At 51.5% G+C, this 12,466-nt stretch carries 12 protein-coding genes; 4 read left to right on the top strand and 8 right to left on the bottom strand.

The annotated features are described in order from the left end of the window. Positions 1-5: 5 nt before the first annotated feature. Both BXY39_RS11530 and BXY39_RS11535 read left to right on the top strand, forming a co-directional pair. The gene (locus BXY39_RS11530) at positions 6-1,250 is read left to right on the top strand and encodes a hypothetical protein (protein WP_121939047.1); all 1,245 of its coding nucleotides are present in this window, start codon (positions 6-8) and stop codon (positions 1,248-1,250) included. Between the two features lie 222 nt (positions 1,251-1,472). Then, positions 1,473-2,063 (top strand): class I SAM-dependent methyltransferase, encoded by a 591-nt coding sequence (locus BXY39_RS11535; protein WP_121939048.1) that lies wholly within the window; start codon positions 1,473-1,475, stop codon positions 2,061-2,063. A 188-nt stretch (positions 2,064-2,251) separates the two neighbouring features. On the opposite strand, the gene BXY39_RS11540 is transcribed toward BXY39_RS11535, so the two are convergent. The 5 genes from BXY39_RS11540 to BXY39_RS11560 are packed head-to-tail and all read right to left on the bottom strand — an operon-like array spanning position 2,252 to position 6,043. After that, a complete protein-coding gene (locus BXY39_RS11540) occupies positions 2,252-3,076 on the bottom strand; it encodes a hypothetical protein (RefSeq protein ID WP_121939049.1) in 825 nt (274 codons plus the stop codon). Positions 3,077-3,113: 37 nt separating this feature from the next. Then, positions 3,114-3,767, bottom strand: coding sequence for a histidine phosphatase family protein (locus BXY39_RS11545; RefSeq protein WP_121939050.1), 654 nt, complete (start codon positions 3,765-3,767; stop codon positions 3,114-3,116). Continuing rightward, positions 3,764-4,450, bottom strand: coding sequence for an acylneuraminate cytidylyltransferase family protein (locus BXY39_RS11550; protein WP_170163795.1), 687 nt, complete (start codon positions 4,448-4,450; stop codon positions 3,764-3,766). The genes BXY39_RS11545 and BXY39_RS11550 overlap by 4 nt, the downstream gene beginning before the upstream one ends. 22 nt (positions 4,451-4,472) lie before the next feature. Further along, on the bottom strand, positions 4,473-5,384 hold the full coding sequence (locus BXY39_RS11555; RefSeq protein ID WP_121939052.1) for an N-acetylneuraminate synthase family protein: 912 nt from the start codon (positions 5,382-5,384) through the stop codon (positions 4,473-4,475). Beyond that, positions 5,378-6,043 (bottom strand): RraA family protein, encoded by a 666-nt coding sequence (locus BXY39_RS11560; RefSeq protein WP_121939053.1) that lies wholly within the window; start codon positions 6,041-6,043, stop codon positions 5,378-5,380. Before BXY39_RS11560 ends, BXY39_RS11555 begins: the two co-directional genes overlap by 7 nt. 341 nt (positions 6,044-6,384) lie before the next feature. Between BXY39_RS11560 and BXY39_RS11565 the strand changes: the two genes are divergently transcribed. Continuing rightward, positions 6,385-7,455 (top strand): sulfotransferase family 2 domain-containing protein, encoded by a 1,071-nt coding sequence (locus BXY39_RS11565; protein WP_121939054.1) that lies wholly within the window; start codon positions 6,385-6,387, stop codon positions 7,453-7,455. 189 nt (positions 7,456-7,644) lie between these two features. On the opposite strand, the gene BXY39_RS11570 is transcribed toward BXY39_RS11565, so the two are convergent. Then, positions 7,645-8,622, bottom strand: a complete 978-nt coding sequence (locus tag BXY39_RS11570; RefSeq protein WP_121939055.1) for an FkbM family methyltransferase — start codon at positions 8,620-8,622, stop codon at positions 7,645-7,647. Beyond that, the gene (locus tag BXY39_RS11575) at positions 8,619-9,698 is read right to left on the bottom strand and encodes a class I SAM-dependent methyltransferase (protein WP_121939056.1); all 1,080 of its coding nucleotides are present in this window, start codon (positions 9,696-9,698) and stop codon (positions 8,619-8,621) included. The genes BXY39_RS11570 and BXY39_RS11575 overlap by 4 nt, the downstream gene beginning before the upstream one ends. A 372-nt stretch (positions 9,699-10,070) precedes the next feature. Between BXY39_RS11575 and BXY39_RS11580 the strand changes: the two genes are divergently transcribed. Beyond that, a complete protein-coding gene (locus BXY39_RS11580; protein WP_121939057.1) occupies positions 10,071-11,048 on the top strand; it encodes a glycosyltransferase family 2 protein in 978 nt (325 codons plus the stop codon). Positions 11,049-11,057: 9 nt separating this feature from the next. Here the strand turns inward: BXY39_RS11580 and BXY39_RS11585 are convergent, their stop codons facing one another. After that, on the bottom strand, positions 11,058-12,161 hold the full coding sequence (locus BXY39_RS11585; protein WP_121939058.1) for a hypothetical protein: 1,104 nt from the start codon (positions 12,159-12,161) through the stop codon (positions 11,058-11,060). Positions 12,162-12,466: the final 305 nt, after the last annotated feature.

Consider the following 12,466-nt stretch of genomic DNA (forward strand, 5'->3'; position numbering starts at 1 on the left):
CACGCATGCTGAACATTCTCTTTTGGGGGCCGCAATGTACCGCCCTGTGGGCCGAGGAGATCATCATCCCCGCCTTTGAGGCTCTGCCCAAGGATGCTTGGTCCGTACGCTATTGTCTGCCGAAAAAATCCGAAAATCTGACCGGCGTTACCGGGGAAGACCTGCGGCGGATCAAAATCGGCTTTCCGCGAGCGGACGTATCCCTGATCGAAGGACTGCCCTTTTCGGTTTTTCATCAGGGCGCCGGTCATGACGTGGTGGACGGTCTGACGCGGTTTTTCGGCGACTATCGTCCTGATATTGTTGTGGTACGCACTGAGGGACATGTCTATCTTCGGAAAATATTCCCGGCGGCCTGTATTCTGACGGCCGGCGAGGCCGTCAATATGCCGTGGCTCGGATATTGGAGTTTTCAGTTGACCCGGCAGGAAAACTTCTGGGGCAGCGCCTTCATCGAGCGGTACTGGCGCGATATTCTCGTGAAAAGCCGGCCCTCGCCGGAAGCGCTTGATAATTTTCGCGGCTTTCGGACGTCCGGTGGCCTAGACCCCGAGGCGGCTGAAAAACTGCACCGGTCTTTCGAACGGCTCAGACAGGCGTTTTCAAGAATTTATCTGTTTCCTGCCGACTTCACCCGCGAAGACGGCCGGTATCTCAACTATACGATTGCCGGTCAGCGCTTTTCCAACAATGCGGATGCCCTCCATTATCTGCTGGACGCATCCGGGGCGGACACCGCTTTTCTCGTTGTCACCCATCCCGGCGATGGTGGTGGCGCGCAACCTTCTCCCATTTACACTCTTTTCCAGGGCAATCCCCGTGTCCTCACCCGGGAAAAAGCGGCCCTGCCGGAAGCGGCGTTTCAGACCGGTGTGCTGGCGGGGCTGGTCGATGGCTTGATCGTGCGCAACAGCAAGGCCTACTGGCATGCTCTGTTTCACGAAAAAGCCATACTGTGCCTTGGCCCCCAGGCCATATCATTCGCGACGGACACGACCCTGTTTGAGCCATTTGCGGATGCGGCAGGCCCAAAGGTATCGGCGACGGACGCAGGAAAACTGCTATACTGGCACGCGACCCGTCAGCGCCTGAACAAAAGATGCCCGGAAAAACTGGACCATATCCTGCAGCGTTTCCTGCGGTTTGACCGGTCCGATACTCCCGGTGACATGCCGGCCGATTTCTATGAATGGTCGAATGACGATGGATATGCACGGGATTTCGCACGCCGCAACCCCCGTTTGGTATAGTGCCAAGTGTATTTGATTTTATTTTCCGCCGGTCAGAAGCCTGTCCAGAGATGCGCGCAGAATGTTGGCTCAGTATGTTGAGTCTGCATCATCCACACTGTTTTGAAGATCGGTATGGCTGTTCCATGAACAGATTTTCTGTCTTGAAACACAAAAACCTTTCTCAGTTTTTTAACGCAGTTTATATGGTTAATTTAGCTTTTATGTTTTGGTGAGGGCTTAATGGACGTTATCGAATGCCTCGAGCAAACAGCTCCAAGGTTTCATGGCTCGGATGAAAATCCGCGCAATTGGCGTTTGGGTGCATTTGGTGTCAACTGGATGAAATCCAATCTCAAAGCGGACTGGCATTGTCTGGAAACCGGCGCTGGCTATACGACCTGTGTTATGGCTCAATACTGTAAATCTGTTATCACTATTTCTCCACTCGATAAAGAGCATATGCGGATTAAGTCATGGCTGGTTGAGAACGGCTTTTCTCATGAAAACATAAAATTTATTCATGATTTGCCCCAAAAATATCTTCCTTTTTTAAAGAATATTCACGTGGATTTGCTATTGATAGATGGTGGGCATGCATTTCCCTATCCTATTATTGACTGGTATTATGGATCCATGTTTTTGAAAAAAGATGGTTACCTTCTGGTCGATAATATCGAGATCAACAGTGTAAGGATTTTATACGATTTCCTCCTTACAGAGAGTGACGTTTGGGCACTGCAGGATAGGGACGAAGAATTTTCAGTTTTTCAGAAAAAGAAGGATTTTTCATATGAACGGGTAAAATGGATAGATCAGGTATTTAATAAATAAATTTTTTATGTATAAATAATATTATAAATTATTTTCAGTTGCTTAGATTCTGTATTTTTATTTTTTAAATATGCCGCAATTATAATACGCTTCCATAATCTCTGATGGCGATGGGATTTAGATGCCCTGACAACAGTGTGGGACCGGTACGTCTTTTCGTGTTCTTCTTCCGCCAACAGGTTTCAGTTTTATGATTCTCTGGTGGAGCTCGTGCTTGCCCGCCATGTCCCGGACAACGGGATTGTCTTTTGTCTCAGTATTTTGGCGGCCATGCTGAAACTGTCCAGTGTCAGCCCACGGTGCTTGGCGTGTTGATACAGCAGCCTTTCGCCGATGGGGCGTTCCGTGACGGGGACGGTTTCCGTTTCGCTGCGTCGCAGAAATCCTTCGAAATGCCTGTCCACATGTAGGAAACTGTCGCAGTAGATATCCATGACGCTGGACGGTGCACACACCATTTTGACGCTGGCCTGAAAGGCTGGGTCTATTTCGTGGTCAAATACCCACAAGGTTTCAGGCCCGGTGAACAGTTTTTCCGGCAAAGGAGACAGGAACAGCATATCCGGACAGGTTCGGATGACGATGTCATATTTGAAACCGGCCTGCGCCTCATGCCGGCGTTTCAGGTCATTGGCCACATATTGCGTGTATAATGACGGCAGCATGCCGGCGACCCATCTCGGCTCGAGCTCCCTCAGAATTTGCGGAATTCTGTCTATACCGACATTTCGGCTGTCCTCGTCATTGGCGAGACCGACAATGTATCGAGCGGGTTGATACAGCGCCTCGATAAGCGCCGGGGATATCTGAATGTGTTCCAGCGGCACATGATGACCGTCGGTCGCGAAAATCTGCCGCTTGCCGTTGTTTTCTATTCGATGCAGCAGCAGGCGATCATTCTTTTCCCATTCAGGGGCGCCGCTTTCAGGCCATGTGTGGAGGAAAACATCCGCGTTCAGGGGGGCGATGATATATCGGTGCAGAGCCTCGTAACACAGGTGAAAATTACGCATCTGTCCAGCGAGACAGACGGCGACGCGCTGAGGTCTTTCAGGGTACATCAGCGGTTCCTTTAATACCCTTTGTTGCATATTCTTCAGGCGGGTGTTCTGATCCTATGTCGGTCCGCTCCAGCCCTGTCGCCGAAATCACATACAGGGTCGCATGATCCTGTTCGGATTTAAGGGCCTGTTCGATACCGGTCAGGTTCATGGCCACCAGCAGGGCTCTGTTCACCGATTGGTGCGCCATTACAAGGGTCACGCTGTCAGTTTCGTGACGGTGTGCCTGCAGTCTGGCGGCAAGCGGGGCAAAGCGGTCATGCGCCTGTGCGTAGGAACCGCCACCGGGCCAGAGGGTTGTCCATTTTTCCGTCTGACGTTTCATCCAGAAATCCGGCCACATCTTTTGAACCGTATCCAGTCTACGCCCTTCTGCCTGGCCGAAATCAATCTCAGCCAGTTCGTCAAGGGTGTGGATGGTACCCAAGTCAACCTTTTCGGTAACAAGGGCCAGAGACTGTCGTACGCGCTCAAGCGGGCTGGCGAACACGGACCTGGCCGGCAAGGGAAAATCCCTTAAAAATGCGCCTAGCGCCAGCGCCTGCGTACGGCCTTTATCTGTCAGGGCTGCCGAATTGCTGCGGCCCTGCAGGCGGCCGTCCAGATTCCAGTCGGTCTGTCCGTGTCTTGCCAGTAGGATCATGATCCTGTCATGCTTTCCATGCCACGGCTGATGATGTCCGCGAGCGCGAAATCTTCCTCGGTATTGATGTCGACCGCCTCCAGGCGTGACAGCATCAGAAAGCGCGCATTGTCGGGGTTGAGACGCCGGCCGGACTTCAGGACGGCGGCTGTTCTGTTGATATACAGGCCCGTGGTTTCATAGATGGACGGCGGCAGATCAATGCTGTTTGGGATGGTGCCGTCCGATCTGTAATAGGCCGGACCTTCCTGATCCCAGAAATAGAACACATCGCTGGTGACGCCGACCACGCTGTCGGCATCGCTGTCTTCGATCAAGGTGATACCGCGGTCTATGGTTTGCGGCGTGACAAAGGGCGATGTCGGTATCACCTGAAGGCAGATGTCCGATTGTGCCGCGACACTCGCCTGATAGGCCGCCAAGTCATCGCCGGTGGCCGCGTTGGTGGCGAGGGTCGCGGGCCTTTTGACGGGCACTGCACCAAGAGCGGCACCGTAATCGAGAATATCCGGGCTGTCGCTGTCGATGATCACATGATCGACCTTGTTCGCCGCAAGGGCATTGGTCAGGGCGTGGTGAATAAGCGGTTTGCCGTTCAGACGGCGCATATTTTTGCCGGGTACCCGGTCGCTTGTGCCCTTGGCATGGACAAAGGCGACGGTCTTCCCCGAAAAATCCGGCATGTCATTGTTGCCGGCAGATTCGTCAGTTCTGGAATGCACTGCCATCTCTCAGGTAATCCGTGCCATATGTGTGGTCTTTGAGAAAGGATTTCTCCATGTCGGTCATGCCGAAGGAGGATTCAAAAGCCGACCTGGGCAACCGTTCGGCATAAGGGGCCAGGCTTTCCTCCCGCCGTGCGATCCGGACCATTTCGGCGAATTCCGGCGGCTCCAGGCTGCATTCGATGTGATGCACGAAAGAATGGCGGGACAGGGCGAAATGGCGCTCCACCATGCCGGCCCCCAGATGGATGGCGGCCAGGGACGGCAGGATACCCTCTTCATGGCCGGAATAGCCGATGCGGATCCGGTCATCCTCGAATGTCCGTTTCAGGATGGGGATATTGCCGAGACGCAGGTTTTCCACTTTGCACGGATACTCCGCGACACAGTGCAGAAGGTGGATGCGATGATCCGGGAAAAGGGAAAGCGTTGCTTCTATTTCCGGCAGGCTGCGCCCGGCCACCGATATTACAAGGGTTTTGCTCTCGGGGATGGCGTCGCGGATGCCTTTCAGCAGATCCGTGTTCGTCGCGTTGACCGAGGCCACCTTGTACATTGGCAGGTCGAATTTCAGCATGCCCGTCAGGGACGTCAGGTCCTGAGCGGTGACGAACCAGCGTATGCCCAATGTTCTGCATTTGTCATCGAAGCGTCTGTGATCTTCGTCCGAAAATTCAAAAATCGAGCGGTAATCCCGATATGTCCGGCCATATGGGCTTTGATATGTGCTGTTGAGTTTTTCCTGCGAATAGAAGCTTTCCACATCCTTTTTCTGCATTTTTATATAATCGCAGCCGGCTTCCTTCGCCTTGTCCGCCATGCGCAGAAGAATGTTCAGGTTGCCCATATGATTTGTCGTGAATTCTGCGGTGAAGAGCGTGTCTCTCACCATCGGCCGATCCTCTCGTAAAGGGCCATGATGTCGTCCGTATTTTTCAATTCACGCCGCACATCCTCTTCCCGTGCGAGACGCGCTTCGGCTTTTTCCAGAATGTCGGCTATCAGGTCCCGGGGCAGAATCATCACGGAATCCCTGTCTGCAAACACCCCGTCACCGGGAAAGACATCCACATCGCCTTCCGCCCCGTCCAGCGTGACGGGACATTCAAACTCGACAATCTGCCAGCGCCCAAAGGCGTCGACCGGTTTGACCCCCCTAGCGTAAACCGGAAAAGCGTCCTCTTCCAGGATGGAGATATCGCGGGTGAAGCCGTCCGTTACCACCCCGACCGCGCCGAATTTGGCGGCCAGCTTGCCCGAGATATCACCAAAATGGGCAACCCGCCTGTCACCGCCGGTGGCGATGACTTGGAAACAGCCCTCATAAAAAGATTTGAACATGTCGATGCGGACCGTGTCGTCAATGTGTTTTGCATCGGAAACCGTTTCCCCCCGGCAGGTCAGGGCATAGCCGAAACGCACCGGCTCCCGACCGGAAATCCACTGCGGCTTGACGTCATGATGGATCAGAAAAGGGCGTTTGACACACAGGTCAAAATGTATCGCGTCATAAATGACACCGCTGTACAGTTTTTCAAAGCGATCTATCATCGTTGCCTTCCGTCTTTTGGGGAGCAAATCTCATCACAATGCCCTAATGGATAAAAGCAAGACCGGTGCCAGGCTTGTCTTCGTGCCGTCTGATATCTGTATTGAAGGCGGTGTTAATGTTGGCCCCGAGATAATTTTTTCCACACTAAGGCCGAGAGATGGTTGCGAGCAAGATGTTATACTTCGTTTGCCGGAACAGTTTGGCTGTAGCGATTAATATAAACCGAACCTTAAAATTTGCAGTGCCGTTAAAAGGTTGGTCATGTATGCCGAAGATATTGGCACCATGCATCTTGCATCCATATCGGTATCCGATACGCTTATCTTAAGGTTTGCTGACAATGCCTGACTGTTTTCCTGATCCAGCATATTCATTGGATGAGAGTTTGATCATCCATCCTCTCCTCCATGCACCGCCGTTACCCGTTGTGTATGCCAATAATCCCAAAGTGGGTTGTACATCCATCAAGACGGCGTTGTGGAAAGCCAGCGCCAGGCTATTGGGTCGCGGTAATACGGATGTGGAAGACATCCATGACTTGAAAGCCGGCATATTTGTCCCCGACCTCCTGTCGGCCGCCGAAGAAATCCGTGTACGGGCCGTTGAGCAATCCTTTTGGTTCAGTGTTGTACGAAATCCGTTCCACCGTATTCTTTCAGCCTATCTCGATAAGGTCGATGGCGATACTGACCCGATCATTAAGGGGTATTTGTGCAGGCGCTTTGATCTTGATCCTGGCACGGTCAGCCTTGAAACTCTTTCTTTCGAAAAATTTCTTGAATTAATTTCTACGGAAGAGCCTGTCTTGATCGATCCACATTTCAGGCCCCAATATATGAATCTGCTTCTTCCTTATGCGCGCTATGATTTTATTGGCCGAATGGAAAACATGCAAGCAGTCCGTAATACGCTGGATGGGCAAAGTATTTTTGTCGAAAAAATTGACGGTCACCGAACAGCGGCTGCCGAAAAAGCAGAACGCTATTATACACCACACACCGTTGAATTGGTAAGACATTTGTTCGCGCGCGACTTTCAGGTTTTCGGCTATTGCGACACGGATCCGTTAAGCATGGGGTTCAGCGATATGTCACTGAAATTTGGTGACAGTGTACGGGATGTTCTGAAAAAAGGTGTGCTGGAGGATAGATATTTATCCGATGAAAAAAGATTGGAACGCCTTCTGTATGGCGATGTCCCGAGAGAGAAAATACTAAAATCTATTTTGATGGCTGATCATGAGCATGATAATTGGATGGTTTACAGGGGTATTCTAACATTTCTGGTGCAAAATAATTATTATCTCTATTTTGATGAATTTTCTGAGCGCTACAGAAATTCTGTAAAAAAGCATCTCAAGGTAACGGGTATCGATGAATTGCGTTTCGAACATTCAAATTTTTATTGGTAAAATAGACTTGGGGCAATCGGCTTTCCGTGTTCAAGGCTAAAACGGAATAATCGGAAAAATTCAGCGTCTTGGTCTGTATATATAACTGGTATGATTTACGGTTGTCCTGTCGTACGGTGACAATAGCGGTGAAGCTGGCGCTTTCGTATCTTGGATTGGTTTCGTCGTCCGGATTTGTCTTGGAGGGCGTCAGTTCAAGCCAAGTTTGTCAGCGACATATAAACGATATGCGATTGTCGGATTGGCTGGGCACAGTTTATCGGCCAGTTTCAGAAGATGAACGTCGATATCGTCCGGTGAGATTTTGTATTCGTTTATGGCGGCATTGCATACAGCCTTGGCTTCCATTGCAGGGATTTTCATATGAAAGGCGAATTCCTCACAAAGTGTTTTTATATCATCCTCATACTGACCGGAGATATAAGATATCTCCTGGCTCTCTGAAGGGCATGCAATCAGATACCAGGGAACACCGGATTTGTCCCAGTCCGCATATTCAAACGGACGCCCGAAAAGATCGAACAAATTATAATCATGATCAGCGAAAAAATTGAAAAACTCCTGTCTTTCGAAACCATATAATTGCGCTGCGTTCTGACCGCCGTGTTCAAATACGATGGTGGGTCTGTCTTGGGCAAGTATGGATCGACCGCCCCGTAAAGCATCCAGTTCGCCGCCCTCAAGGTCGGCTTTTATAAATTTTATGAGATGTGCTCTGTCTTTGAGAAGGTCGTCCAGAAGTGTGATAGCTACAGTAAAATATGTAACATTTTCAGACCAGCCATCGGGGAGTTTGCGCTTGCGCAGACCACTGTAACCGGAATCCTCGGTAACTTTGCAAAAGGTTCCTTCCCCTTTCGTGCGGCCCACTGCGACATGATGAATTTCAAGATTACTTGTATTGGCCTGCTCAGCCAGAGTGCTCATGAGCGTGGTGAGGTCAGGCAGCGCATCAACGGCAAAAACTTTGCCTGTGTTTCCAACAGCTTGCAGTAGCGGCCATGTATGTCTGCCGTAACTTGACCCCAAATCGATGCAATAATCGTCATTTTTCACGATAGATGTGTATATTTTATTGATTAATACTTCAAAAAAAATGCCTAAATTATCTGAAGGTATATTTATTTTTATATAGTCTGTTATATGGTTCTTGTTGTTTTTATTCATTTTTTGGTCGCTTTCGTGTTGATGATATTGTTTGAAAAAATATTCACGCCAATATTCTGTAGATAGTCCAAAATCTGGGCGCCGTACCCTGGTGATGCAATCAAATATGTATTTTCAGCTCCATGTGCTTTCAGTGCGGTTAAGGGGGAAAATTTAACACCGTTTACCACTATACTATCGTCGATGGGCAGAAAGTCATAATAAGCGTGAATTTTTACTTTTCTTTTTTGACATGCGGCAATCAGATATGGTCCCATCCCTTCAAGACCACCGGCGCCTATGATGGTCAAATTATCCACTCGGTAACGTTCAATCGTGTCCAGCCAGTCATTGCACAGGGATTGATGCGCATCGCTCATGAGAAAGCCGTGGATAGCGTTTTCCGGTCTTTTCACTTTGGCCACTGTCTTTTGAAGCGGCGTGAAACAGGCCGGATGAATGATGTCCAGAATGGGCGGCGTGCTTTTTTGAAACTTTTCCATCGTTTTTAGGCGGCCGGTCAGATCCTTGTGCACATAGATCAGCATATTTTGCCGGTACCACCAGGCGACCCTGTCATCGTTCCAGAAAAAGGGGCGGATGACATCGAAAGCCCGGTACCCTCTTTGTTGGAACTTATCATGCCAGTAACTGGCCCAGCGTTCATTGACATGGTGGTGGCCGCCCTGGCCGGGAATGGCCGCGCCAAACAGAATGGTGCGGCTGGCGGCACACATATTGCCGATAAAGACATTGGCTTTGTCTTCATCAATGTGCTCCGCCACCTCAAGGCTGATGGCAAGATCGAAGTTTTCGTCAAGTGCGATGGGCTGTGAAAGATCGACGGAATGCCGGTCTGAAGGGGCAATCAGATACTGATCGGGATCCAGGGCGCCGCCATCAAGCCCCTTGATGCGTTTTACGCCGTTTGTTGAGAAAAGTTTCAGCCATGCGCCTGTACCGCAGCCAAAATCCACAACGGACTTCAGGTCCGGCAGGTGTTGCAGGACGAACGGAACAATGCACTGTGCGGATTGTAAAGACCCTTCAATCTGATCGGAATAAAAGCCGGGGGTATAGAGGTCCTGTAAGGTCATGTTTCTCCGTCCGGTATTGTCGTCCTTTCCCTGCCGGGAATGGTGATCATGTAATCGCCGTCCGTAAGTACATGGCCGCGAATCTGAATATCTTGAATGAGCTTACTGTTTGTTTCCCGATGGAAATGAGCGCCGTTAAGCAAGGCATTATCCATGACATGAAAACCTTAAGTCCTCTGATCCGGAAGGTCCACTTCAACGTCCCGCTATGCTGAATGTTTTGGCGTGCCGGCAACACAAATCATATAGCAGGGGAAAAGGTTTTTTGATTGGCCCGCTATATATAAAAATTTCGCCTATATCTTTGGACGCAGGCTGTGTTTTCATCTTGGTCTGAAAGATCATGCAGTGGAACGGAAATGGTGGTGCGGCATGACGGTTGATTCAATCTCGGTGGTGATTTGCACGCATGATCGCCCGGTATTGCTGGCGCGGGCCGCCCGATCCCTTGCCGGGCAGAGGATCGAACCGGACAGGATGGAAGTCATCATTGTCGAAAACGGCCCCGCCGCCCATCCGGATTTGGCTGAAATACGGGGCCGTTATCCTGAATGGGTCTGGCTGCATGAGCCTGCCTTGGGATTGTCCCGGGCGAGAAATCTCGGTCTGCGCCATAGCCGGGGCGATGTCATCGCATTTCTCGACGACGATGCCCAGGCTGCGCCGGACTGGGCGGCTGTTCTGTTGCGGGTGTTTTCAGAGACGGATTTCAGGCCTTCTGTCGTTGGTGGTGCTGTTTTGCCAATCTGGCAAGATCCGCCGCCCCCGTGGTTGTTGCCGCCCGATGTGGACACTGATGACATAAACACGCACGATTTTCCGTTGATCGGTAACTTCTCCATTGTCAATTGGGGGGGAATGCAGCGGGTCGCGGCACCGGATGAATGGTTTGCGGGTGCGAATATCGCCTTTGACAGAAAGGCGTTACAGCAGGTGGGCGGTTTCAGTGCGGCTCTCGGCCGCCGGGGCCACGCCACCCTGCTCGGTAACGAGGAAAGCGAAGCGGCCCGCGCGGTTTGCGATACAACAGGCGGACAGCGGATTTACGCACCGGATGTGCGTGTGCGTCATCTGATCCCGGCTGACCGTGTCAAGCCCGCCTGGATTGTCAGGCGTGTTGTCTGGCAGGTGATATCCGATGCCCTCAGCCGCGCTGACGTGCCGCAGGTTGATCCCGGGATCGTTGCGGAGTGCCGTGCCCGCCTGCCTTCCGAAATGCATGCGGGCTTTGGAACCGACCTGACGGAGGACATTCTGAATGAGATGGATCATGTCCGGTTTCGGGCATTTGTCCGCCTGCAGGTGGAAGCGGTCAAAGCGCAATTGTGCGGGCAATCCGCGTTACCCTGACAAACACCTCTATCGCGGTCCGGTCTCTTGTGGGTCTTCCAGCGTATCTCTCAGGTCCGCGAAGAATTCCGGCCATGTCTGGCCGGCTTTGCGGTAGCTGATTTCGGTCAGCGGGCCATACCAGCAGATTTCAGGATACAGTTCTTCTTCACCCAAGAGGTCGGGGACGATTTCCTCTTCCGGATTATAGGGCAGGGCCTGTCCATGAAAGCGGAGGGTCCGGACCCCGAGCGCGGCGGATAAATCCGCCACGAGCGAGGAGGTCGAGATCACCGCATCCATATCCAGGATGGTCAGGGACAGGGCCAGCAGGTCATCGTAAAAATCAAGATCGCCATATATCTTCACAGGCTTGGCAAAGACCGCATTTGCATCTGCCAGTTCGCGGTCGTCATCGCGGTATTGAAGACTGTGGGCCTGATACAACGGACTTTCAAAAATCGGTGACAGGGATGCCAGATCCGTATAGTTGAAATCCCGGTCCGCCGCGCGTTTCAGTGAGCGCGAGCAAATTCCGATATCCAATGGTTTCCGCCCGGCATTACCGCGCAATGTCGCAGGCCGCACAGGACTCAGATACCCGGCGGTTTGTGGATTGTCTTTCGCATCCCAAAGCAGCCCGTCCAGTGACCCTGACGGGCAATGCCAGTCATGGGCACGGATCGTATCGATGGTCTCAGGTACGGCGATATCGTCAAAACACGCCTTAAGAAGCGGTCGTATCTTAGGCGGCGCATATAAAATTATCCGGGCACCTTGCGCTCGCAATACCTCAACATGGCGAAGATGACGGATGAAATCGCCAAGTCCGTCCTCGGCCCAGATCAGAAGCGTCCGGTTTTTGAGATCTTCCCCTTGCCATTTCGGTGTATCGAACTGCAAGTCAGGGCGCCGCATGCCACAGGCAAAACCGCAGTCATAATCTTCGACCCAGGTTTTCCGATGCCGCAATTCATGTCGTGCGACGATCGAATTCACATACCGCACCGCGTCCGTGTGGCCCCCTTTTTTTTCAAGCGCGGCAACCTCTAAAGCAAAGGCCTTATAATAGCCCCCGAAATATAACTGCTTCAGTTTCTCGACAAGGGGTTTCGGGTCACTGAATTCCATCATCTTAACGGCTTTGTCACCTGTTTTGACGCATTGGGATTATATGGCTTGTTTTCTATATCTTTTGCCGTGGCCAAGTCCACACGGCATAAATGGGATTTTGCAATCCGCAGCCCGCGCTATTGTATGAGGACAAACCGCTTCCAGTCGGCTATGCGATGTCCGGGCGGGTATGTTGCGGGATATCGTTGCTGCAGTGAAAGACTGCTGTTTTTGTACCGTTTTAACCGGGTTTTGATCGTGCCCGAAAATACCACTTACACTAACGCTCAAGCTTGCCCTGTATAACAGGGAATGTTTTCCGGCTG

This window comes from Eilatimonas milleporae (genome assembly GCF_003688555.1).
GTDB classification, from domain to species: domain Bacteria; phylum Pseudomonadota; class Alphaproteobacteria; order Sphingomonadales; family Kordiimonadaceae; genus Eilatimonas; species Eilatimonas milleporae.